Origin of the sequence: Acinetobacter sp. YH12098 (assembly GCF_013419235.1) — a bacterium.
Lineage (GTDB): Bacteria > Pseudomonadota > Gammaproteobacteria > Pseudomonadales > Moraxellaceae > Acinetobacter > Acinetobacter amyesii.
The window spans coordinates 1-22,502 of the sequence record NZ_VPAO01000048.1 but is presented as its reverse complement, the minus strand read 5'-3'; the positions used below and the strand labels follow the sequence as shown (position 1 = coordinate 22,502).

At 39.7% G+C, this 22,502-nt stretch carries 18 protein-coding genes and 2 pseudogenes; 14 read left to right on the top strand and 6 right to left on the bottom strand.

The window, feature by feature from the left end; all coding sequences use genetic code 11:
- The first annotated feature begins 31 nt into the window (after nt 1–31).
- A complete protein-coding gene (locus FTU38_RS14445) occupies nt 32–2,773 on the top strand; it encodes an autotransporter assembly complex family protein (protein ID WP_180111669.1) in 2,742 nt (913 codons plus the stop codon).
- Between the two features lie 21 nt (nt 2,774–2,794).
- Nucleotides 2,795–7,315: a translocation/assembly module TamB domain-containing protein gene (locus FTU38_RS14440; protein ID WP_180111667.1), complete on the top strand. Its 4,521-nt coding sequence runs from the start codon at nt 2,795–2,797 to the stop codon at nt 7,313–7,315.
- 71 nt (nt 7,316–7,386) lie between these two features.
- Here the strand turns inward: FTU38_RS14440 and xseB are convergent, their stop codons facing one another.
- The 4 genes and pseudogenes from xseB to FTU38_RS14420 all read right to left on the bottom strand — a co-directional run bounded on the left by xseB (nt 7,387) and on the right by FTU38_RS14420 (nt 10,945).
- Entirely contained in the window at nt 7,387–7,581 is a 195-nt protein-coding gene (xseB, locus tag FTU38_RS14435; RefSeq protein ID WP_180004957.1) for an exodeoxyribonuclease VII small subunit, read from the bottom strand.
- Nucleotides 7,571–8,851, bottom strand: a pseudogene (gene xseA, locus FTU38_RS14430) (exodeoxyribonuclease VII large subunit). Before xseA ends, xseB begins: the two are co-directional and overlap by 11 nt.
- Before the next feature lie 136 nt (nt 8,852–8,987).
- Nucleotides 8,988–10,282 (bottom strand): annotated as a pseudogene (locus FTU38_RS14425) (Y-family DNA polymerase).
- Nucleotides 10,283–10,297: 15 nt separating this feature from the next.
- Nucleotides 10,298–10,945, bottom strand: coding sequence for a LexA family transcriptional regulator (locus FTU38_RS14420; protein ID WP_111884977.1), 648 nt, complete (start codon nt 10,943–10,945; stop codon nt 10,298–10,300).
- Between the two features lie 299 nt (nt 10,946–11,244).
- Between FTU38_RS14420 and FTU38_RS14415 the strand changes: the two genes are divergently transcribed.
- From FTU38_RS14415 to FTU38_RS14365, 11 genes are all read left to right on the top strand, one after another.
- A complete protein-coding gene (locus tag FTU38_RS14415; protein ID WP_180004959.1) occupies nt 11,245–11,679 on the top strand; it encodes an I78 family peptidase inhibitor in 435 nt (144 codons plus the stop codon).
- A 112-nt stretch (nt 11,680–11,791) separates the two neighbouring features.
- Complete coding sequence (locus FTU38_RS14410; RefSeq protein WP_078193938.1) at nt 11,792–12,151, top strand: hypothetical protein; 360 nt, start codon at nt 11,792–11,794, stop codon at nt 12,149–12,151.
- A 296-nt stretch (nt 12,152–12,447) separates the two neighbouring features.
- Nucleotides 12,448–12,717, top strand: a complete 270-nt coding sequence (locus tag FTU38_RS14405) for a hypothetical protein (RefSeq protein ID WP_078193937.1) — start codon at nt 12,448–12,450, stop codon at nt 12,715–12,717.
- A 296-nt stretch (nt 12,718–13,013) separates the two neighbouring features.
- The gene (locus FTU38_RS14400) at nt 13,014–15,653 is read left to right on the top strand and encodes a bifunctional aconitate hydratase 2/2-methylisocitrate dehydratase (protein WP_180004960.1); all 2,640 of its coding nucleotides are present in this window, start codon (nt 13,014–13,016) and stop codon (nt 15,651–15,653) included.
- 99 nt (nt 15,654–15,752) lie between these two features.
- Nucleotides 15,753–16,763 carry a DUF4034 domain-containing protein gene (locus FTU38_RS14395; protein WP_078193935.1) on the top strand — a complete coding sequence of 337 codons (1,011 nt, stop codon included), beginning with the start codon at nt 15,753–15,755 and terminating at the stop codon, nt 16,761–16,763.
- Between the two features lie 106 nt (nt 16,764–16,869).
- Nucleotides 16,870–17,085 (top strand): hypothetical protein, encoded by a 216-nt coding sequence (locus FTU38_RS14390; RefSeq protein ID WP_180111665.1) that lies wholly within the window; start codon nt 16,870–16,872, stop codon nt 17,083–17,085.
- A 204-nt stretch (nt 17,086–17,289) separates the two neighbouring features.
- Nucleotides 17,290–18,513, top strand: a complete 1,224-nt coding sequence (gene gltS / locus FTU38_RS14385; RefSeq protein ID WP_180004961.1) for a sodium/glutamate symporter — start codon at nt 17,290–17,292, stop codon at nt 18,511–18,513.
- Nucleotides 18,514–18,606: 93 nt separating this feature from the next.
- Nucleotides 18,607–18,909 carry a sel1 repeat family protein gene (locus tag FTU38_RS14380; protein ID WP_180004962.1) on the top strand — a complete coding sequence of 101 codons (303 nt, stop codon included), beginning with the start codon at nt 18,607–18,609 and terminating at the stop codon, nt 18,907–18,909.
- A 5-nt stretch (nt 18,910–18,914) separates the two neighbouring features.
- Complete coding sequence (locus FTU38_RS14375) at nt 18,915–19,463, top strand: tetratricopeptide repeat protein (protein WP_180004963.1); 549 nt, start codon at nt 18,915–18,917, stop codon at nt 19,461–19,463.
- 202 nt (nt 19,464–19,665) lie between these two features.
- On the top strand, nt 19,666–19,878 hold the full coding sequence (locus FTU38_RS14370; protein WP_078193931.1) for a DUF4177 domain-containing protein: 213 nt from the start codon (nt 19,666–19,668) through the stop codon (nt 19,876–19,878).
- Entirely contained in the window at nt 19,875–20,087 is a 213-nt protein-coding gene (locus FTU38_RS14365) for a hypothetical protein (protein ID WP_180004964.1), read from the top strand. Before FTU38_RS14370 ends, FTU38_RS14365 begins: the two co-directional genes overlap by 4 nt.
- 85 nt (nt 20,088–20,172) lie before the next feature.
- On the opposite strand, the gene FTU38_RS14360 is transcribed toward FTU38_RS14365, so the two are convergent.
- Both FTU38_RS14360 and FTU38_RS14355 read right to left on the bottom strand, forming a co-directional pair.
- Nucleotides 20,173–20,658: an Lrp/AsnC family transcriptional regulator gene (locus tag FTU38_RS14360; protein ID WP_078188537.1), complete on the bottom strand. Its 486-nt coding sequence runs from the start codon at nt 20,656–20,658 to the stop codon at nt 20,173–20,175.
- A gap of 215 nt (nt 20,659–20,873) precedes the next feature.
- Nucleotides 20,874–21,734 carry an alpha/beta fold hydrolase gene (locus tag FTU38_RS14355; protein WP_180004965.1) on the bottom strand — a complete coding sequence of 287 codons (861 nt, stop codon included), beginning with the start codon at nt 21,732–21,734 and terminating at the stop codon, nt 20,874–20,876.
- A gap of 173 nt (nt 21,735–21,907) precedes the next feature.
- On the opposite strand from FTU38_RS14355, the gene FTU38_RS14350 reads away from it, so the two are divergent.
- Nucleotides 21,908–22,369, top strand: a complete 462-nt coding sequence (locus FTU38_RS14350; RefSeq protein ID WP_180004966.1) for a hypothetical protein — start codon at nt 21,908–21,910, stop codon at nt 22,367–22,369.
- Nucleotides 22,370–22,502: the final 133 nt, after the last annotated feature.

The following is a 22,502-nucleotide window of genomic DNA, read 5'->3' as shown; positions in this document are numbered from 1 at the left end:
CATTACATAATGAAATTTGTTAGAGTTTGCTATGCCTGCAAAAATCAAGTTTAAAAAAACATTGCTTCATCACAGTATAGCTCACTGCATACGACAGCATCATAGCAATAAAAGTCTATATATGAGCATCTTTTTGACCTTGTGTGCTCAGCATAGTTTCGCCCAAACTCCCGCAGAAACGGTTGCAACATCTGCAGATACAAAAGCAGAGATTGTTACTGAAATCAAGGATGAGGCTGTAAAGCAAGGGCTATCGACGCCTGAAGCAATTGAAAAAATTGAAAATATAAATGAGCCGGAAGAATCTGTTGATAGCATGAAAATGCTGCAAGAACAGCAGCAAGCAGGAACACAACTACAAGAATTTAAACCCATTGAGTTTGAAGATTTAGAAAACTTACCCGTGACACCTGTTGATCAAAACATGGCGAATGAAATCTTCCAAGTTGCTGAAGAAGCCAAACGTCAAGCACAGGAGTACCGTGCAATAAAGCAAACAGAAATTGCTGTTGCGGATATTACCCAAAAAGAGTTAACGGAAATTAACCAAGCGCCAGTCAATATTGATCAGCTCATGGGTGAAATTCGTTCGGATAATGAAATTACCGCGACACGAAATGAAAATGCCAGTACGCTGCAAGAGCTGCATAACCCAACAGTTGAGGATGATGCAGAGCCAGGTATTTTCAAGCGCTTATTATATAAAGTACGTCCGCCACGTCAGATGAATACGGCAAAAGTGCCACGAATTAGTGCGGATGTTGAAATTACCTCAGCACATAACACCAGTCAAACGTCGAGTAAGGCCTACGGTGCGGCACTGGAAGATCTCAAAGCCAATATTAAAGGTAAGCTTTCAGGTTTTACTCAAGAATCCTTTAGTGATTTTCCATCGGCTTTGCCTCAATTACGTAGCTTGTCCAATCAAGCCGCGCAAGCCGTGGGTTTCTATCAATCTGAATTCAAATTTGAAAAAGTGTCTGACAGCAAAGTTCGTGTATTGGTTACACCAAATACGCCTGTGCAAATTGAAAAACAGAATGTTGAATTTTCTGGGGCTGGGGCGAACCAAGCTCAGTTTCAGGTGATTGGTGTATTACCAGATCAGGAAGACGGTGACATTCTTAATCATGGTAAATACGAAACGACGAAACGCCGAATTAATGATGCAGCAACTAATAACGGTTATTTCGACTCGTACTGGCGTTTGCACGATGTAAGAGTGGCTCAACCACAAAATACAGCCGATATCAATTTGCGATTTGAAACGGGTGAGCGTTATAAGCTTGGCGCAGTTGAATTTAGAATGAGCGATTCGAATGCAGAATTTCCATTGGATCGCGATATTTTAGAAAGTTTGGTGACGTGGAAAGACGGTGCTGACTATACTTTCTGGCGTGTGAATGGTTTGGCTAATAACTTGACCAACTCTCGCTATTTTAACTACACCTTGGTTGATTCAATTCGACCAGACCCGATTGAAAAGCCACTTGAATTGCCCCCGGATATTCAAACCTTGGTCGATCAAAATCAGTTGTCAGAAAGTTCACAAGTAGTGAAAGACAAAACGGAAGTGATGTCGAATAAAGAAGTGACGCAAAAAGTGGTTAATGAAGACCAATTTGCGGGGGTGAATGATGTAGAGCAATCCTCTAAATTACGCAGTTTGCAAGATACGCAAGATGCTAAACAAGCAGAACAAGAACGTTTAAAAGCGCAAGCACGTGAAGATAAAAAAGTCCCTGTGATTGTGACACTAAATGCAGATAAGTTGAATAGTGCAGAAATTGGTGCTGGTTTTGGTACCGACACCGGTACACGTGTTCGTGGCCAGTATCGTCGTGCCATTGTAAACAAACGTGGTCATTCTTTTGACGCCAACATGGAAGTATCCAAAATCCGTCAATCGATTGATGGTCGCTATAACATTCCATATAACCATCCATTAAATGACTATGTCAGCTTGGTCGGTGGTTATGAGCGTGAAGAACGTGACGATGTCGGTCAAGGCGTTAATCTTTCCATTGAATCTGCTGTAGCTGGGGTTGACCGGATTATTAAAAACCCACGTGGTAATTGGCAGCATACTTTTGGTTTACGTTACCGTTTAGACCGTGTTACTGATGACGGACTTAATCCTAGTGATGACATTCCAGATGCATTCTTGGTGAATACCAACAATGAACAACAGTCCTTGATGTTTGGCTATGAAATTTCTCGAACCGACTCTGATAAACGTGTGAATCCAAGTAAAGGGATCAAGCAAACCTATAAAGTTGAAGTCGGAAGTGAAAGCTTACTTTCGGATGTTGATATGGCTATCTTGAATGCGGGCTGGCGCTTTATTTATTCATTGGGTGAAAATGATAATCACCAGTTCGTGGGGCGCAGTGATTTAGGTTATATTCTGACAGAGAACTTTGATAAAGTTCCTTATAACTTACGCTACTTTACCGGTGGTGACCAAACCATTCGTGGCTTTGACTATAAGAGTTTAGCTGCCGAAAAAAATGGCTATAAAATTGGTGGTCAAGTCTTGGCAACGGGTTCATTAGAATATAACTACCAATTTAAAGAAGGCTGGCGTGCTGCGGTCTTTAGTGACTTTGGTAATGCGTACGATAAAGACTTCAATACACCGACTGCATATAGCGCAGGTGTGGGGATACGTTGGGCTTCTCCAATTGGCCCAATTCGTTTAGATGTCGCTACCGGACTTTCTGACGACAGCAAACCAATTCGTTTACATTTCTTTATTGGTTCACAATTATAATTTTTAGGTGATGTGTTTTTTATGACTGAACAAGAACAGCAAGAACCAGAAAACGAAACGCCGGTAGAGCAACTGCCGAAGAAGCGTCGTATTCTTCGAAGTGTCATTTTGACCTTCGTGTTCGTGCTTATCTTTTTGGTGGCTGCATTAGCAGTCATGTTTTCTACAGACAAAGGCAGTAAGTTTTTACTTGACCGTGTTCTGGAACGTCAGCAAATCATTCACTATGAATATGAAGGTGGTAACCTGTGGCGGGGCATTATTTTACGAAATGTCCTCGTTACGCTAAAACCTGTCGATGTAAAAATTGACCGTGCCGATATTACACTCGGTTGGCGTGCCATTATTAATAAAGAAATTCACTTAAATAAGGCAGATGTTAAAAATCTGCAAATTATTACCAAGACACCACCTAGCGATAAACCTTTTGCATTTAGTGAAATCCGTTTGCCTTTCGTCCTTCGTGTCGATCATGCAGATCTAGATCATATGCTGATTAAAACGCATAGTTCAGGTGTGGATTTTTATGATATTGAATTAAATGAAGCGCTTTGGTCTGGGACGGAATTAAAATTTGAAGATACCCGTATGGATATGGGCTATTTATCCGTGCGCCAAGCGTCTGGGAATATGAAATTTGAAGGCAAGTATCCGCTAAATGCTGTGGGGATTGTCAATTTACCTTCACTACGTGAAAGTTTGAATATTCATGATATTCAAGTGGTGGCTAAAGGATCGTTGGATACAATTCAAGCCGGTGTGGCAACACATACCCCAGATCTTTTAACTGGTTGGGCTGTGGTCCATCCGATGCGTCCACATGTCCCGATGTTTGGTGCGCTCAAATTTAAAAACTATCATTTACCGTTACTGACTGAGCAAAAGCTCTTTGCTAAAAATGGTCTGGCAAAATTCAATGGGGATATTCAGCGTCTCAATTTAGATTTAGACACGGACCTGAGCGGGGCCAATATTCCTGAAGGTAAATATACTGCGCTCATGAGTACGGACTTGGTCAATCAACTTGATATTACTAACCTAAATGGTCAAGTGATGGGCGGCGCTGTCAATTTGGGCGGCGTGGTGAGTTGGAAAGATCAGGTCACTTGGGATGTAAGCGGTCGTTTAGATAAAATTAATCCAAAACATAAGTTGATTCCGCAGGTGGTTCAAGATTTTCTACCTGTGAGTTTAAATAGTAAGATTGCTTCTAAAGGGACCCTTGAAAAAGGTATGCACCTGACGGCGTTGGTGGATTTTGATCAATATGAAACTTGGAATTTAAAACTCGATCAAGCGCCTGCTAAAAATAATAAAGCTCAGCCGATGCTGATGGATGTGTCTTGGAAAAATATAGACCGTGCAGTGCCATATGTTGGATGGTTGAGTAGTGATTCGGGCAATGTGCAATTGGCGCTTACAGAAGGTCAGCAGAATATTAATGTGGCGACCACAGTGTCACGACATGAAAAAGGTGCTCTGCCTGCTGGACAATATCAAGCCAAACTGAATCTGAAAAATAACAATCTCAATGTCCCTGCCTTTAGTTATGTGGCCGACAAAGGTCAGCTCAAAGGTAACGCAGTTGTAGAATTGCCTGATGAAAAACGCATGCTGAAGTGGCAAGCCAATGTACAAGCACAGCAGTTCAATCCGCAAACCATCGTGGCTGCTGCGCCTGTCGACCAAATTACAGGGTCATTAAAAGCCAATGGTTATGCAAAACCAAATCAACAGATTATTCAGCTGAATAATATTGATTTGTTAGGCCGACTTGCACAGCAAAATGAAACAGTTCATTTAACAGGTCAATCTACTGCTGCGCTGACTTTCCATGATGAGAAACAAGGTGGAGGCTTTAAAGCTTTTGCTGTGAATTATGATGGTGGCCTCAATGCAAGCCAAGTTGCCGCAAGTAAAGGCAGTTTGATTTTCAAAGTATCTGGTACCCCAGAACTCATTAAAATTACCGAGCTGCGTCATGATGGCGTGGCAGGTAAAATTTCTGCCAATGGACAAGTTTTACTACAAAAAGCCATTGGTTGGGATATTAATGCATCACTGGTGCATTTTAAGCCGCATTATTTTGCCTCAAATGTACGGGGTGAATTATCTGGAAATTTAAAAACCAGTGGTGTGTGGTCAGATGCGCTAAAACGTATTCAAATTGAACGTCTGAATTTGGCAGGTATGATCAATAACAAACCTGTCCGTGGTCAAGGTAACTTGGCGATGGTGATTAATTCAAATCAATCTGGTTTTATGCCAAAACAGTTTGAAGCGAATAATTTACTGTTGGCTTATGCCAATAACCAAATTCAAGCCACAGGTAATGCACAAAATTTACAATTGAAAATTAATGCACCGGCATTATATGAAATTTATGCAGGCCTACGTGGACGTGCTTATGGCTACTTAAATGTTCAAGCACAACCACGACTGCAAGCATCTGCCAATATAGCAATAGATGATTTTGCTTTTAATAATTTATTCAGTGTGAGAAAAATACGCGTGCAAGGCGAGTTGCCAACTTCTGCGACTTCACCAAGTTTATTAACGGCAACGATGGATAATTTACGCAGTAACAACCGTGAGATTGTGAAAGGTCAAGTTTCACTGGCCGGTACACGTAATGCGCATTTATTAAAAGTCAGTGCTGAAAATAAATTATCAAAATTTTATGTGCAGTTAGCTGGTGGTTTCAATGCACAAAATAATTGGCTCGGTCAGATTCAAAAAGGCGATTTTGACTCCTTACGTACACGTCTTGTACAGCGTCAAAATGCTTCGATTATTTACAACACAGCACAGTCTGATTTATTTGTCGGTGCACATTGTTGGATGAGTCAGCAAAGCGAATTATGTTTTGATCAGCCAATTCGTGTGAATAAAAACCGCGGCAATGTATCTTTTGTGACAAAGAACCTAGACTTAAATGACTTTGCAGCCTTTATGCCTGAAGGTCTGGCGATTACAGGTAAAGTGAATGGTTATGCAAAAGCGTCTTGGGCGAAAGGTGCAAAACCTAAAATTGATGCACGTTTAGTGACTCGTGACGGTTTACTCGGTTTAGCAGCGGAAGACCCACAGTATTTAGCATCCACTTTAAAATATGATGAAGTAGGTTTGATTGCGAAAAGTGGCGCTGAAGGGCTACAAATTCGACTCGATACCAAAGCTCCTGATATTGGTACAGGTTATGCCAATATTATTATTGATCCGTATAAAGCCAATAAACCGATCCGTGGTGAAGTGGCCTTTAACCAAGTTCAATTGAAAATCTTAAAACCATTTATACAAGATGTGCGGTCAATGGGCGGTACGTTGTCTTATGCGGCAAAAATTAGCGGAACATTGTCTCAGCCTTTAATGGATGCTGAGATTCGAGTGAAAAATGGCTCGATTAGCATGATTTCACTGCCTGTGAACTTGACCAATATTCAGTTGTATTCTGCTGTACGTCAAAACCATGCGACGATTGATGGCGCATTTAATAGTGGTCGTGGTGTGGGCAAATTAACTGGAAATATCGACTGGAAAAATGATCTGCGTATCCAGTTGAATTTAACGGGTAATGAAATGTTGGTCCGTCAAGCGCCATTGATCACCGCTGTTGTAACGCCTGATTTATCTTTAGATGTGCTGCCTTTCAGTAAGAAATTAACCTTAAAAGGTAAAATTGATGTGCCGCGTGCATTGATTTCGATGCCAGAATCGTCTGCAACAGTGGTTGGGGTATCTTCAGATGTACGTGTGGTACATGAAGGTGATAACCAACTTGAAATCTTAAAATCGGCACGTCCTTGGGATATTCGCGCAGATGTACAGGTGAACATTGGTAATCAAGTGATTTTCCAAGGTTTTGATAGTCGAATTCCGTTGATTGGTCGTTTGAATTTGACACAACGTGGTTTAGAAACAGCAATGCGTGCCAATGGTGCAATCGGTGTTTCACAACGTGTGAAAATTGAAGCCTATGGTCAAAGTCTGGACTTGAACCGTGCGATTGCCCGTTTTAATGGACCATTGGCAAATCCAACGTTAGATATCGATGCAAATAAAGCCGTGCAAGGTAGTACAGTTGGGGTTCGTGTGACGGGTACGGCATCAAGTCCTGCAATTCAGGTGTATAACGATGCAGGTCTGTCTGAACAAGAAGCCTTAAATGCCTTAATTACAGGTCGTATTAATGAAGGAAGTTCAGGTTTAAGTCAGGCGGAAGGTTTCCGTTCTGATGTGAACAATACGATTGCAGCAGCCGGTATTAGTATGGGCTTGGGTGGTACACGTGCATTGACCAATCAAATTGGTCGTACATTTGGTCTGAGTGGTTTGGCACTCGATGCTCAAGGAACAGGAGATGATACTCAGGTTTCACTGACGGGTTATATTACACCTGATTTATTCATTCGTTATGGCGTCGGAGTATTTACACCTGTGAATAAATTGACCTTACGTTATCAAATGAATCAACGTTTGTACTTGGAAGCGAGTCAGTCTTTAGAGCGTGCAATCGACTTGTTCTATAACTGGCGCTTCTAAGAGAAGTCAAAATTTGAGTATAAAAAACGCAGCTTAGGCTGCGTTTTTTATACAAATGATGAGCTGAGAAATCAATCTTTAAACGTATCATTCAGTGCCTGTTGTACCGCTTCAACACGAGACTTACAGGCTTTATAGGCTTGCATCGACTCTTCAACGATTTTCATAAGATTATCAATGTCGGGTTCTTGCTGAGATTCGAGTAATTCAGCATTACGTTTTAAAACTTCATAGCCTTCTTTAAAACTTAGTGTATCAGTCGTCATGATTTTTTACCTGTATATGTTGAATGTCAGCCGTGATGATGCCGTCTTGCATTTCAATTTCAATCGGTGAATGCGTTGAAGGCTGAAGATTTTTCGTTGCACGAATGGCGTGACCTTGCTGTCGGACGATGGCATAACCTTTGGAGAGCACATGTGCAGGGTTTTGCAGCAAAGTCTCACGCATGAGTATTTCAATATTCTGTGCAGCTGTTTTAAGTTGTAACTGAGCAAAATAAGCAGTGTTATCTTGGTATTGTTGTAATAGCTGAGTTGAGTCATTGATTTGACTCTGAGCCAAGGTCTTTATGACTTGTAGTAACTGATCATTTTGACTTTGATACACAGCAATTTGATGTTGTGAGCGCAGTTGAATGCTTTGTAATGCCTCTAAAACGTCCTGTGTTCGCTCAACAATATGATTACGAATCCCCCCAATCACTTTACTCGGGGTGTCGAAAGAACGATGTGCAATTTCATCTAAGATCGTACGGTTTTTTTCATGGCCGATACCGACCCAAATTGGCACGCTACGCTTAGATAGAAGTGCAGCCAAATCATAATCATTCAGATAAGCAAGATCGTTAACGGCACCACCACCACGAATAATCACGATCAAATCTGGCGCAGTTTGAAAGTCATTTGCCCATTGTCTTAAACCCAGTGCTAAAGCATCTCGGATACTTTGTGCTGCGGTATTTCCTTGAAAGGTTGCAGCATGATAGACAAATTCACACACGCCAGCATGTTGTAGCGCATCTGCATCTTTTTTAAAGTCACCTAAGCCTGCCGCATTTTCAGGCGCGATAACCAAGACATGCTGAATATCAAATGGCGCAGGCAAGTTTCGATTTTTATGAATCAGACCTTCGCTGGTGAGTTTTTCTAAAATTTATTGATAACGTCGAGCCAGATCACCCAAAGTAAAACTCGAATCAATTTCTTCGATATTGACTGAAAAGCCGTACTGCGGGTCAAATTTGGCACGCACTTTAACCAAGACATTTAAGTCGCGACTGAGCTCAAAGCCGCTTTCACGTTCAAATTTTCCGACAACTTTATTTGCGGTAAATTTCCAAATTGTGGCCTTACAACTGGCAATGACTCTATCACTTTCTTGTTCTTTTTCAGCCAATTCTAGATAGTAATGTCCACCTTTGATGTTTAAATTTCGAATCTCGGCTTTGACCCACACGGCATCATCAAAAGCCAACTGAATGACTTCTTTGACCGCAGATAGGTATTCGCTCAGCGTTAATTGAACATCAGACATAATTTAAAATAGGAGAATATAAAAATGAATATTCATTTAAATACTAAATAAATATTCAGCAATTGCAAATGATCATTTCGGTTAAAACAATAGAAGGACTAAGCGGCGCTACAACATAGCGTTTCAATCAAACGTTTTATTTCACACGGAGCAGTTCGTTCCAATTACTCAGATAAGCAGGGGAGCACAGATTTTTTTCATCCGCCATGTTGCAGCATCGTCCTGTGCTAAGCCGATCGAGACAAAATGATGTCCAAATTTTTTTTGAATACCGTCGATGGTCTCGGACAGTTTCAAACGGCTTTGTCTTCGCGTCATATCGCAAAACAAATCTGGGGTGAAATTTTGCTGTGGAATAATTTCTAATAACACCACACCGGCTTTTTTATATTTAAATCCCGCTTTAAAGATTTTTTCGACGGCACGCGTTGCTGCTTGGGTGATGCTAATTAAGTCATCGGTATGCTCATTCAGTGTAATGGCCAGATAAGGTGCGTATTTTTCAGTAGAATTAAAGCGACTCGTTTGAATAAACACTCCCACCATACGACATAGAGAATGATCTGCTCTTAAACGTGTGACGGCTCGCGCGATATATACACGAATAGAGGCCTTAATATCTTCCAGTTCGTAGACAGGCTGACCATAGGAACGACTACTGATAATTTGCTGTTTGCTCGGTGCTTCTTCTTCAATAGACAGACAAGATAGACCTTGCAGTTCCAAGACGGTTTTTTCCATCACCACACTAAATTTTTTTCGAATATCTTTAGGCTGTGCATTGATCAGATCTAAAACATAATGAATGCCAAGCTGATTCAGGGCTTTTGTATGATTCCGACCGACGCCCCAAACTTCATTGACTGGTGTCTGCGCAAGGAGTTGTTCTGAGGAACAAGGGTCCATTTCAACTAAATTGCACACACCGTTCAAATAAGCATTTTTTTTGGCAAAATGGTTGGCCATTTTGGCTTCCGTTTTAGAGCGACCAATCCCGACACAGCAGGTTAAACCTAGCCATTTTAGGATCGTATCTCGTATTTCTTTGGCATATAGGTTCAAATCAAACAGTTCTTGATAGGCAGTGAAATCTAAAAAACATTCATCGATCGAGTAAACTTCACGGTCTTCGGGGCCGACATACATGCCTAAAATATTCATAAATCGATTAGACATTTCAGTGTAGAGAGCATAGTTACTCGACAACACCTGAACATGATGCTGTTGGATTAAATCCTGAATTTGATAGACCGGCACAGCCATTTTAATCCCGAGGTCTTTGGCTTCCTGACTTCGAGATACAACACAGCCATCGTTATTGGACAGTACGACGACAGGGACATTATTGAGCTTTGGGTTAAAGACACGCTCACAACTGACGTAGCAGTTGTTAAGGTCAACTAACGCAAATATTTTATTTGCAGCTTTCATGGTGAATTCTTGTGTTTAGGTGTGTGATGAGCGCTTATAAAATTGCTTTAAATTAAAGGTCACAACACCCTGAACAACGATAGATTCGCTATCTGAAGGGATAATATGCGCATAGGCTGGATTTTCTGCTTTTAGCCAAATTTTGGGTAAGACTTTATTGGGATCACCAAAAATGTCGGCAATTTCTTCTTTTGACATTTTTGCGGTGATCATCAATCGCTTTAAGGTGATTTCACGATTATCAATCAGTGCAACCACGATATCGCCATGTTTGGCTTCTAAGCTACGATCGACTAAAAAAGTATCATTAATTTCAAAGCCGGCGTTGAGTAAAGACTCGCTATCGACATGCGCAATAAATGTAGCGAGCGGGTTAATTACCAAATAATCATTTAGGTCTAAGGCTTTTTCAAAAACATCTTTATTGGCGAAAGCTGGGCCAGCAGGAATACGTTCCAAGGCAACGGGAAGTTCAATACGGGTATTTTTCTGAACAGGCTGAACATTGAGCGAAGAATCCAAAAATGGATCCATAGATAGTTCTTGAGATTGCCTTTCAAGCAGGGCATTGATGGTGGGACTGGGTTTGCCATCTGCGCCCATGAGCTGTTGCAAAGACGACCAAGCTTCGTCCGAAAAATAAATCGGCAGTTTTTTTGACATATTTTGCTCCTACGCAACGTGGCGTGTTTGAAGAAAAGTACTTTTTTTAGCATACGCGTTGAGCAGGTCATTTTTCAAATTTATAAAACCTTTAAAATCAAAGCTGCGACAAGTTTAGTCGTTTTAAATATTGCAAAAATCATCATCAGTTCAAAGAAAATGACGTTCTGTATTTTGAACATAGGGCACATTGCTGCCTAATTACAGAAAGTGGAATGACAACTAAAAATTTCAATAAACAACTCGTTTATTTGGCACAAACTTGATAAGTTAAATTTTTATATTCAGAAATAGACTTGATGAAAAATATATGGATTTTAGCTGCACTGACAGCATTTATGGCGGGTTGTAGCACAACACAGCAAACTGAAACGACACCAGAAAAAATTGGTATGGCAAATCCAGCCAGCCAGTATTGTGTAGAACAAAAAGGTAAACTTGAAATTCGTGATGAAGCAAATGCTCAGGTCGGGTATTGCCATCTGCCAAACGGACAAGTGGTTGAAGAGTGGGCATTATTCCGTAGTAGCCAAACTGAATGTGTAGCTGATAAGGCTAAGACGCTGATTGGCCAAGCAAAATTGACTGAAGATCAGATCAAGGCGATTAGCCAAGCTCAAATTGTCCGTTTAGTAAAACCTGGGCAGCCAGTAACAATGGATTATCGTGTAGAGCGCGTCACCGTCACTGTAAATCCAATCAATAAAAAGATTATTCAAGCAACTTGCGGTTAATTCAAACGCATAAAAAAGGCCCGAAAGGGCTTTTTTTGTTTGTTCGGCTACGACTAATTTAAATGACAAATCCATTACGATCTTTTATATTGCCCCTCGTAAGGAGAAGTTCATGAAAAAGTTATTTGCTTTATCCGTTATGGTGGCTTTGGTCGGCTGTGCTGAAAAAAAACCATTAACCCCTGAAGAGCAGTGGCAGGGTTACTGCCGCAGTGTAGGTAATGCTGCACGTACGATTATGTTAGATCGTCAAAATGCAATTGAAAAAGACAAAGCAGTTGAGCATGCCAACAAAATTGAGGATGAAACCACCAAAGGATTTATCCTGAACATCATTGATGAAGTTTATGCCTTGCCGCAAGCTGAGATTAATACTGATGTTGAAAAAGCACGTGAAAAAATTCGTGCTGAGTTTACTGAAAAATGTATCGCAACACCGCATACTGAAATGCCAGATTATAAACCGTTCTAAGGAACGGTTTTTTATGCGAGAAAGCGCGTAAAGCAAAACCTAAAGGCTGTATTCATCAGTGAGTAGTTACAACTGGGTAACTATCCGTTGTTTAGCCATATGATTGAGTTCATGCTTATTTTGCGAATGCATATTTATCTTCGGGTTACTTTTGAGTATAAGATGCTTAAAGACTTAAAATAGCCTAAGCATAGCGGAATACAAATTGTGACAACTTGCTAAATCATAAATATAGAAAAGCAAATCTTTTTAATGAATAATGAAATGGAGAATAAAAAACAGTAGAGGAGCAGAATATGGACGTTATAGGTTATATGCATCACTCAGATCTACTCCTAGAAGATGAACAAGGCGTAGCAATTATCGGTGGTGGGAACTACGTGCTCAGCATTGGAGATAAAGTCACATTACGCCAAAAAATAGATGAATTTTCTCAGCGTTATTTGGTCGATATCAGCTTTGCAAGTAATCAACATCAAACCACATGTCAGGACGAATGGTGCCTCAGATTTACAGGCGATCGAGCAGAACTTCAGCAATATATCACTGCAACCACTGTACACTAAGGTGGAATATCCAATACTGATAAAAACAGGCAACATTTAGTTGCCTTTTTTTGATGGTTAATTTTAGTCAAAAGTTAATATGCGCAAGAAAAGCGTGTTCTAAGTATTGATTTTGCTTAATGTATAAACGATATGAGGATCATTTATTTATAAAATAACGGGCATCACGAAGAAACACTTGTAGTGCATTAACTTTTAACTGGAATTTTAGTAAAATTTAGCAGTCCATATTATTTGCGTAGCTTTATTTAAAGCAGGAATGCGTAAATAATTTTTTAAAAAAGAGGAATAACACCGTGCTAGAAGCTTACCGCCAACACGTTGAAGAACGTGCCGCACTCGGAGTCCCACCGAAGCCACTTGACGATGCTCAAACAGCTGCATTAGTTGAATTATTAAAAAACCCACCAGCTGGCGAAGAAGCATTTTTAGTTGATTTACTAGAAAACCGTGTTCCAGCGGGTGTTGACCAAGCTGCATACGTTAAAGCTGCTTTCTTAGCTGCTTTGGCAAAAGGTGAAGCGACTTCTCCACTAGTAACTAAAGAACGTGCGGTTTACCTACTAGGTACTATGCTTGGTGGTTATAACGTTGCTCCTTTAGTTGCACTTCTTGATGATGCAGAGCTTGGTGAATTAGCTGCTGACGCACTTAAGAAAACTCTTCTTGTATTTGATGCCTTCCACGACGTTGCTGATAAAGCAAAAGCGGGTAATGCGAATGCACAAGCAGTTATGCAATCTTGGGCAGATGCTGAATGGTTCACTAGCCGTAAAGACGTTCCTGAAGAAATCAAACTTACAGTTTTCAAAGTAACTGGTGAAACGAACACAGACGACTTGTCACCTGCACAAGACGCGTGGAGCCGTCCAGACATTCCGTTACATGCTAACGCAATGCTTAAAAACGTACGTGACGGTATCAATCCAGAAGTTCCTGGCGAAGTTGGTCCACTTAGCCAAATCAAAGAGCTTATCGCGAAAGGCAACCAAGTTGCTTACGTAGGTGACGTTGTTGGTACTGGTTCTTCTCGTAAGTCAGCAACTAACTCTGTACTTTGGTTCTTTGGTGACGAAATTGCTCACATTCCGAACAAAAAAGACGGTGGTTATTGCTTAGGTTCTAAAATCGCTCCGATTTTCTTCAACACTATGGAAGATGCTGGTGCATTGCCAGTAGAAATCGATGTTCAAAACATGAACATGGGCGACGAAATCACGCTTAAAATCGACCACGCTGCTGCTAAAGTAACTGCGTTCAAAGACGGCGTTCAAATCGCTGAATCTGAACTTAAAACTCCAGTTCTTTTAGATGAAGTACGTGCTGGTGGCCGTATCAACCTTATCGTTGGTCGTGGTTTAACAACTAAAGCTCGTGAAGCTCTTGGTCTTGCACCTTCAACTTTATTCCGTACTCCAGTTCAACCTGCAGCTACTGGTAAAGGCTTCACTCAAGCTCAAAAAATGGTTGGTCGCGCTTGTGGTCTTCCTGAAGGTCAAGGTGTACTTCCAGGTACTTACTGTGAACCTAAGATGACTACTGTTGGTTCTCAAGATACAACAGGTCCAATGACTCGTGACGAACTTAAAGATCTTGCTTGCCTAGGCTTCTCTGCTGACCTAGTTATGCAATCTTTCTGTCATACAGCTGCGTATCCAAAACCAGTTGACGTTCAAATGCAGCACACGCTTCCTGATTTCATCATGAACCGTGGCGGTGTTTCTCTACGTCCAGGCGATGGTATTATCCACTCTTGGTTAAACCGTATGCTTCTTCCAGATACAGTTGGTACTGGTGGTGACTCGCATACTCGTTTCCCAATCGGTATTTCATTCCCAGCGGGTTCTGGTCTTGTAGCGTTTGCTGCTGCAACTGGCGTTATGCCACTAGACATGCCTGAGTCTGTTCTTGTTAAGTTCAAAGGTAAAATGCAACCTGGTATCACTCTACGTGACCTAGTACATGCGATTCCTTACGTTGCGATCCAAGAAGGCGACTTAACTGTAGAGAAAAAAGGTAAGAAAAACATCTTCTCTGGCCGTATCCTTGAGATCGACCTTACAGAAATGGAAACGGACCTTACTGTTGAGCAAGCGTTCGAACTTTCTGACGCATCTGCTGAACGTTCAGCTGCTGGTTGTTCTATCACGCTTTCTGAAGAGAAAGTTGCTGAATACCTTAAATCAAACATTACTATGTTGAAATGGATGATTTCTGAAGGTTATGGCGATGCTCGTACTATGGCGCGCCGTGTAGAAAACATGGAGAAATGGTTAGCGAACCCAAGCCTAATCAAAGCAGATCCAGATGCTGAATACACTAAAGTGTATGAAATTGACCTTTCTACAATTACTGAACCAGTTCTTTGCTGCCCGAACGACCCAGATGACGCTAAATTGCTTTCTGACGTTGCTGGTACAAAAATTGACGAAGTATTCGTTGGTTCATGTATGACTAACATTGGTCACTTCCGTGCGGCTGGTAAACTTCTAGACAAAGTTCCTGGTGGTTCTTTATCTACTCGTCTATGGTTGGCTCCTCCAACTCGTATGGACGAACGTCAATTGATGGAAGAAGGTTTCTACAACATCTATGGTAAAGCTGGCGCTCGTACAGAAATGCCAGGTTGTTCATTATGTATGGGTAACCAAGCACGTGTAGCTCCGAACACTACTTGTGTATCGACTTCTACTCGTAACTTCCCGAACCGTTTAGGTCAAGGCGCAAACGTTTACTTAGCTTCTGCTGAGCTTGCTTCTGTTGCTGCTGTACTTGGTAAATTACCAACTCCAGCTGAGTACCAAGAATACGCAGCTCAAATTGATAGCATGTCTGCAGACATCTACCAATACTTAAGCTTCGACAAAATGGGCGACTATACTGACGCTGCTAAAGACGTTGATACTAAGAAAATTGCTGCTGCTCAATTGTCTTAATTGATTAAGTAGTTAATAAGAAAATCCCACGTCATGTGGGATTTTCTTTATTTAATAGAATCTTACTAATAATAAAACTGTAATTTAGAAATTGGCCTTATGAAACTAAAGAATTTATCTTTTATATTATTAACATTTTGTTCTACACAAATTTTTGCAGAAGTGTCGTATACGAAGTTAGCAAACATAAAATTGGTTGATGAAAGTATATATCCCACAGGATATGACATTCAGTCTGAAGTGGAAAATTTGATTAGAGAGAAAAAGTTCAAAGATATTTCAAACAAAGCACAACAGCTTTTAAATAGTGAAGAATATAATTTTGATGGTAAGTTTAAACATACTAGTTATTTAGATTCTTTTCTTGGGATTGTAAATAAACATCGAGTAACTTCTCCAAATTATTATAAAGAAAATATAGCAATCGCACAGAAATGGATTAAGGCTGAACCAGAGTCACCATTAGGTTATATTTACTATACGCTTTGGGTTAGAAAACATGCTTGGAGCATTAGAGGGGGAAGTTATACTTCACAAGTATCGAAAAAAAATATGCAATATTTTGGTGATCAATCAATTAAAAATTTAAATTTTTTATTAGAAAATTATGATGTTGCATCTAAAGATCCTTTTTATTACTACATACTGTTAATGACCCTACGTGATCTGGGGGCTGAAGAAAACTACTTAAAAGCTTATCAAGATGGAATTGTAAAATATCCAAAACAGCGAGTTATTTATAATACATTTATGGAGAGTTTTGAGCCAAAGTGGTTTGGAGAAAATTATGATGCTATTCAAATGATTATTAATGATATACAGGAAATGAATCCTGCAGAAAAAGATTTTCATTATTATCATATTCTATATACAGTACATAACAATAAGTATGATTTGAAAAAACTAAATGTAAATTGGGCTAGGGTTGAGCAAGGTGCCGTAGATTCTTTAAGTAAACTTACTTCTTTGAGTAAAATAAATGATGTGCAAAAATTGTATTGCTCTTATCCTGGGAATAGAGTGAGGTTGGAACGGTTATTAAAATCCTTTAAACAAGGACAATTAGAAAAAAGCTATATAGAAAATAGTTTGAATAACTGTCAAAAATAGAAATAATCGCCTCTTAATTGGAGGCTTTTATTTATAAATGTTATTTACAGTTCTAAGAATACAACGTTTAATCACAACTAATATTATTTTACAGTAGCATAGATCAGTGCCCAAACAATCCCGATTCCTCTGTATTGGTGGCTTCCTCAACGGAACCCAAGTCAAAGACCAAGGCGAAAGCTTTGTCTGTGTCGAAAATGGCAAACAGATGACTTACCACAAAAAAGAAATCTTTAACCAAGATGCTTGGGATCAAGATTACTATGTCTGTGAAACCACCAATGATAAAGAGGCGCATAACTGGGTATTCGATATCAAATAATCTCTCAAAATTCCTGCTTTTCAGTCATAAACAGCAAATGCTCAGCACATCACATACGCTGAGCATTTTTATTTATTTCATTTATTAGGCTTCAGAAATGTGTAGTAGAAGAAGGGGCTAAATAACTTATTTACATTTTTCTAGCTGAAAAAATCAAATAATTATGTAAAAAGATAAATAAAATTGAGCACTTAAGATTAAATTATGAATTATGAGCTAGATGCTTTTTTGACAATTGTCGTGGCGGTTTTGGTTTTATTTATCGGGTATTTCTTTGTACATAAAATTTCTATCCTGAAAAAATACAACATTCCTGAACCAGTGGCAGGTGGTCTAGTTGCAGCGGTAATTACTTTTATATTATTTAAAAACTTTAATATCACCGTAAATTTTGATGCCAAAATTCAGCAAATATTCATGCTGATGTTCTTTACCTCTGTTGGCTTGAGTGCAAGTCTTGGAAAACTCAAAGAGGGTGGCAAGGCGTTAGTGCTGTTTTTAGGCTGTGTCATTATATTTGTCATGCTGCAAAACATCGTTGGTATCAGTTTAGCCAAAATTTTAGGATTAGATCCGCTCATCGGCTTAATTACAGGCTCAGTCACATTAACTGGCGGTCACGGTACAGCAGGCGCATGGGGTACAGTCTTTGAACAAGATCATGGTATACAAGGTGCAGTCGTACTCGGTATGGCAAGTGCAACCTTCGGCTTGGTCATTGGCGGCATGATGGGCGGGCCAGTGGCGAAATTCCTCATCCGCCGTTTTCAGTTGGCAGAAGAACTTGTACCCACATCAGGACGTAATGAAGCACCGCCTGCATCTGAAACGGCGCCTTTCGAATATCCTGAAAAAACTCGTTTAATTACCGCAGATGATGCCGTCAAAACGATGGGGATGTTTGCCATCTGTATCAGCTTTGCTTATTTCATGACAGAGTTTGCTCGTGGACAGTGGTTTGAATTACCTACCTTCGTTTGGGCTTTAGCGTGTGGTGTATTTTTAAGAAACACCCTTGAACTTGGCTTTAAAATTGAAATGTTTGATCGCTGTATCGATGTATTTGGTAACGCATCCTTGGCATTATTTTTATCCATGGCGCTGATGTCATTGCAGCTCTGGTTATTGGCAGATCTTGCAGGCCCGCTGGTGATTATTTTACTGGTACAAACCCTCGTTTTAGCACTGTATCTGTACTTTGTAACTTTTAGGATCATGGGAAAAAGCTATGACGCAGCCGTACTTTGTGCAGGGCAATGTGGTGTAAATTTGGGTGCAACACCGACAGCGATTGCTAATATTCAAGCAGTAACCAACACTTATGGGCCATCACATAAAGCCTTTTTGATTATTCCTTTGACAGGGGCATTCTTTGTAGATATTGTCAATGCTGTGGTCATTCAGGCAACGATAGGCTTCTTTGGTTAATACTATATATAGCTTTAAAAAATGCTAAAGCATCTAGATAGAGTGCTTTAGCATTTCATTTTTCACCATCTTATTGATCAAGAATAATAAACAATGAAAGTTTTAAAATATCATTTGCCTTACATCAAATTGTTCATGCTATTTGTATTAACAGCACTTCCATTTTCTATAACCTATTCAGCCGAAATTGATGTCCAAAAGACCATAGTTCAAGCGCAAAATAACGAAAAGCAGGCGCTGTATGATTTGGCTGTACTGAAACATATGGGGCTAGAAGGTGTGGAGATTAATCTGCCCGAAGCCATAGCGTTGTATAAACGTGCTTCTGCCTTAGGGCACCGCTCTGCAAATCAAAATTTGGGATTGATATATTACAAAGGTGTCGGTGTAAAGTAGATTATGTGGAAGCTGCAAAATGGTTTGAGATTGGTGCTGAAAGAAATTTAGAAGATTCAAAGCGTATGCTTTTGATCATGAATAAATATGAACTCATTCCAAGAAATGATAAAAAATTGGAAAGTCTATTGATTGAATTTGCTCATAAAGGCAAGCAAGAAGATATCGAACAATTGGCCGACTATTATTACTATACAAAGAATGATCTACTGCTTGCAGAAAAGCCTACAGTACTTTTAGCAGAAAAAGGATTGGCAAAATATCAGCATCGCTTAGGCATGATTTATTATAGAGGTACAGATGGAAAGCCAAATTATAAAAAAGCTTATCCATGGATTTTAAAGGCTGCGGAAGCAAATGATTTGAACGGAAAAATTAGCGTAGCAAGTTTTTATTTAGGTGGGCTAGGCGTACAGCAAGATTTTGAAAAAGCTGCTGCATGGTTTAATTCGGCTTATGAGCAGGACCCTGTGAAAACATGTGAAATTCACAGTCTCGTTCTCTCAGAATTGAACAATGAAACACAACAATGTGAGCTGAGTAGAAAACAATAAAAAGCCCCATGGTTGGGGCTAGTCGTATCACTCGCGTGATACTCATATAAGGCTCATCTCATACTGCGTGTATTAAAGCATAAAATTGAAAAAAATGCTGAGTAAATTGACATTTAAAACTTTGTTGTTTTAGGAAAAAGCGATCGTTATACTTTGCCATGAACATTTGTTCAATTCACTATAACCATAAAGAACTATATTGATGAAAGAATATAAAGTTGTTATCTATCAAGAAGGTATGCTGGGATCTTTGCTGCTTGGCTCTTCAAAAGTTGATCCTGTTAAATTCACCAATTTTTTAAATCAAAATGCACAGCAAGGCTGGGCGGTGATTACAATGGAAAAGGATATTCGTCGTATGCTGCTTTTTTGGAAGCGCGAAGCTTATGTAGTTGTTTTGGAGAGAGAAAAATGAAATACGGTGTCTTTAGTGCACTTATTATTTCAGTTTTATGGGGTTTATTAGCCATCGCTCAATTATGGTTTGAGTTGCTCAGTGTCGAAGTATTTACCAAACTAACCGTCACAGTAGCGATCTTAGAAGCCATCATTATTATTGCAACATTGGTCATACGTGAGTATTTGACAGATAAAAAATTGAAAAAAGATGGCTATATAGATTAGAACACATAAATAGGGCAATTGAGTGCTGAACTCAATTGCCCTTAAATTTTAAAGTCATCTTATAGATTAGATCTATATTGGCTCATTACTCAATCATCATGAGGTCAGCACTGCTGGCAGATTTTAATTGTCGTAGCGCAAAAATAGAGCGGGTATGGCGTATACCTTTCATAGAATATAAATTTTTACGTAAAAAACGCTCATAGTGTTCAGCATTTTTAACTGCAACTTTCACCAAATAATCATAATCGCCAGTGACTAAATGTGCTTCTACTACTTCTGGCATATTGGCTAAAGTTTCACTAAATTGATCTAAAATTTCATCATCGTGACGTTCTAATGTGATTTCAATAAAGAATAATTCATTGATCCCAATCGATTTTGGATTAATGTTGGCTGTATAGCCGTCGATAATTTTTAAATTTTCTAAACGCTTTAAGCGTGTCCAACACGGCGAAGAGGAGAGACCAACACGTTCAGACAGCTGGGCTATGGTGAGTCGTCCATCTTCTCTTAATGCGGATAATATTAAGCGATCAATTCTGTCGAGGTTATGTCGTGCTTCACTCATGCCAAAATAGAATATAATTGAGAAAAAATAGTTATATCATTTTTTGCAATAGTCGGCTGATGAAAATAAGTACACTTGGACGTTCAGTGCAGATTTTAAAGAAAGAAAATAGAATATGTAAGCTGTCAGGCAGTTTGAATGAATCTAAAAGTAGAAATTATTGTGCAGTCCATAAAAAGACCACTCAGCCGGATTACTGACTGAGTGGTAAAAACTTAAGCGTGTAACTGTTGTTCAATGATCGGCCATAGGTTTTGATGTGATGATTTAAACATCAACATGTGTCCGATGGCTTTATGACCTGTTTCTTTCGGTTTTAACTCAATCATTTGAGTCGAAGCATTCGGGTATAAACGCAGCAAGTCTTTGACATTGGCTTCCGTAGCGATTTCATCATCAGAGCTCCATACGGCGGTGATCGGGCAGCTCACTTTTTGATGAAAATCATGCTGAACAGTTTTGCCTAAGGCATTGATGACATAACCGGGTTTGCTACAAAATTCAGCCCATTCACGAGCTACATCTTTTGGCAAATTTTCACCCATGCCAATTGCATTGGTCGGGCCATAGCCAATGGTATAGCGTGCAATCGGGAAGATCACATTAAACATCACTGGAGCTAAAAGTTTGGTACGACCTTTAAGTTTTTTTACATGACCTGTAGAGCCAGAAACAGCAACCACTTTGGCAACTTTGTCATAATTTGGCACGATGCCTAATAGTTGTCCACCTGCGCTATGACCGAGTAATATGACTTTAGGCGCCTGCGTTTTACTGATCAAAGCGTCGATTGCCGCAGGGATATCAAGCTGCCCCCATTGCACAATACTTGCTGTCGATTGTTTTAAAGGGCTGTGTAGCGACTCACCAATACCACGAAAATCAAAAACTAAAACGTCATAGCCTTGTTGGCTCAACCATGTTGCATAACTATTATAAAATTGCTTGGTAATGCCTGTGGCTGGACAAATCAACACAGGTAAAACCTGTTTGAGCTCTGTCTGGTGCGGATAATAGCGCGCACTCAGTGAATAGCCGTCTTGGCAATGAATCGTGAGTTTTTCAGATGATGACATGATTCAAACTTCATGGGTGTGTTCCGATGACTCTAATTTACACAAGTTCCAAAAAGAAACCTGAAAAGAGTATGACTCTAAAGTCATGTCATAACAGGTTTGAAGCAAGTACTATTGCAGTAGAAATACAGATAAAAATAATGCGTGTAATTGAACAATGGATGTAAATTAAAATGGACATGCTTCAACTTTCGGGTGCAGTAAAAATTGCGATAGTCTTTAGTGGGATTTATTTATGGGTAGGTATGCTCACGGGTGTGTGGAAATATGCACAAATAAGACAGTCTGAACTGGCACGTGCGCATTATTATGTCGATATAGCACATCGGAGCAGTTTGTTATACGCCCCAGCGACACTCATTTTGGCGGTATTGGCCTATTTTTCAGCACTTCCACATACACTCAATTTACTGTTTGTAATCATCAATCTGTTCTTTTTTAGCTTTTCGATTTTAAGTTATGTACTGCATGGCTATTTAGCCGATACCACCAATCAATTTAAAGTGCCACACGTCTTAGGCAAATGGCATTTGCCTAAATGGATGATGAGTATGGCAATGCTTGGATTGGTGATTGGTGAGTTAATTGCAACACTCGGATTGCTCTTTGGAGTCATCGTTAAATTTTGGTTTTAAGCAAAGTAGGGTCTGTTGACATTTGTTGATTAAAAAAATAGCGAGATAGTAAAATTAAATCGCCAAACCCAATTTTACACTCGCTATGCCTCGAACAATGCTAAATGATCAACACTGGTCCAAGTTACTTGCT